A 2125-nucleotide genomic window follows, 5' to 3' on the forward strand; every position below is an offset into this window, starting at 1 on the left:
CCCAGTTCGGAATGCTTTCTCTGTTGGTACTATTGCCGTTGCAGCTGCTTTCAGGAGGCCAGACCCCCCGGGAGAGTATGCCGGAATTTGTTCAGAAAATTATGTTGGCCGCGCCAAGCACACACTTCGTTGCTGCAGGGCAGGGGATCCTTTTCCGGGGTGCGGGTAGTGAGGATGTATGGATAAATTTTCTTGCTATGGCGGTGATAGCGGCTGTATTCTTCATGATCGCGCTGAATAGATTCCGTAAAACCATCAGCCTGATGGCTTAGTAGATACTTCTATCTCTGATATCCAACAATAAAACAACAAACAGCAGCCCTGTCAGATTTAGGTATATTCAGTTATTGAGTCTATGTTGGTGATGAAGTAATTTTTGCAATTGACAAATTTTTTGAATATTTTGATTTTTATTTACAATTTTTTGACTATATTTTACATTGTTGTTATAATATGAAAATATGTTAGCAGTGTTACATATGCGTCGCTAAATGAAGGGTTGGTGTATGGATCATGAATGAAGATGTTCTCAAAGGGAAATGGCATGAGATTCAGGGAGATGTCAAAAAGACCTGGGGTAGGTTTACTGATGATGAAGTGATGGTGATAGACGGAGAAAGTGAAAAACTTGTGGGTCTTCTTCAGACAAAGTATGGCTACGGAAAAGAAAAAGCCAAGAAAGAGTTAGACGATTTTATTAACAGCCACAAATAGTATTTTGAGTGTTTCAATTTAAATCATAATTAAAATACAAAACAAAAAAGGATGGTCTGATAAAATGATTATGCTGCCCAAACTCCCATACGGAAACGATGCGCTGGAACCCCATATCAGTTCCAATACTATGGATTTTCATTACGGCAAGCACCATAATACCTATGTTGAAAATCTGAACAAACTCATTGAAGGCACTGAATTTTCGCAAGAAACACTTGAAAACATAATAAAAAATACTTCAGGCAGAGATGACAAAACAGCTGTTTTCAACAATGCTGCACAGGTTTGGAACCATACCTTCTACTGGAATTCGATCAAGCCTGCAGGAGGCGGTATTCCTTACGGTCCCTTGGGGGAGAAGATTAATCTGGATTTTGGAAGCTACGAAATATTCGCCAAAAAATTTAAGGATACGGCTCTAGGTCAGTTTGGAAGCGGTTGGGCCTGGCTTGTTCAAAAAGACGGCAAACTGGAAATCATCAAGACTTCCAACGCAGATACACCCATCGCTAAAGACGTTAAGCCTCTTTTAACGGTAGACGTATGGGAGCACGCATATTATCTGGATTACCAGAACAAACGCGCAGATTATCTGGATTCATTTATCAAAAACCTGATAAACTGGGATTTTGTGAACGCTAACCTGATTGCTTGAATGAAATAGCAAATCGAGTTTTCTAAGATAATCAGAAATGTAAGACTTAAAGCAACTTTCTGATGTTTTTTTGCGAGAATTTATGTGTTTCGTCTTACAAAGATAAACGTAATAAGGTTGTTTCAGTTAGTATCGGGCACAACGAGTGGACAGCGTCTACTAGAGCAGCGAGGCCAGTCGAAGGGTTGATCTCTTCAGACTGTTTCTCGCTGTATTGCTTTCTCATAATTATTTTCATCCCCTCATTTTATCTTTATTAGAGGGGATGACATTTTCCCTGACGAGTTACACCATGACAATATCGCTGATCAACAACACTGTTTTTTCTGGGTGTTGCTTTATTCAGGAAACTGAGTTAAAATCTTCTGCGTGACGCGGGAAAACGCACATAAACCGTATTTTTTGACAGGCGGGTTTAAACAGGGGCAAGAATTGTAACTAGGCCTGAAAGCTGATCGAACTTAAAAAAATGAACTATGCAGTGGGAAAATCGATTGGTAATCGTTGTTTATACATTCTGCTTACAGGCATAAATCGGGAGATCAGAACTCTTGCTCAAGAGGACTGACTAACGGGTAGCTTGATGAAGTCATGGAGCCTACGGACTATGTTAATGTTGAAAAGATTTTGATCCCGCTAACATTTTTGGCGCTGTAGCTCAGCTGGCAGAGCACCGGACTTTTAATCCGGGTGTCCCGGGTCCGAGTCCCGGACGGCTCACCATTTTTTTGCGGTCCCATCGTCCAGAGGCCT

General features: G+C 40.9%; 3 protein-coding genes and 1 tRNA gene. All 4 read left to right on the plus strand.

The features are described from left to right. On the plus strand, positions 1 to 272 hold a 272-nt coding region (locus VB081_RS05845), incomplete at its 5' end, for an ABC transporter permease (RefSeq protein WP_323399902.1). A gap of 241 nt (positions 273 to 513) precedes the next feature. Further along, a complete protein-coding gene (locus tag VB081_RS05850) occupies positions 514 to 714 on the plus strand; it encodes a CsbD family protein (protein ID WP_323399903.1) in 201 nt (66 codons plus the stop codon). 64 nt (positions 715 to 778) lie between these two features. After that, entirely contained in the window at positions 779 to 1372 is a 594-nt protein-coding gene (locus VB081_RS05855; protein ID WP_323399904.1) for a superoxide dismutase, read from the plus strand. Between the two features lie 647 nt (positions 1373 to 2019). After that, a tRNA-Lys gene (locus tag VB081_RS05860) sits at positions 2020 to 2095 on the plus strand. The last annotated feature ends 30 nt before the right edge of the window (positions 2096 to 2125 follow it).

The organism is Christensenella sp. (assembly GCF_034927525.1).
Lineage (GTDB): Bacteria > Bacillota > Clostridia > Christensenellales > Christensenellaceae > Christensenella.

Coding starts and splice junctions, on each gene's coding strand:
- VB081_RS05850 (WP_323399903.1), top strand. CDS start 514: ATGAATGAAGATGTTCTCAAAGGGAAATGGCATGAGATTCAGGGAGAT.
- VB081_RS05855 (WP_323399904.1), top strand. CDS start 779: ATGATTATGCTGCCCAAACTCCCATACGGAAACGATGCGCTGGAACCC.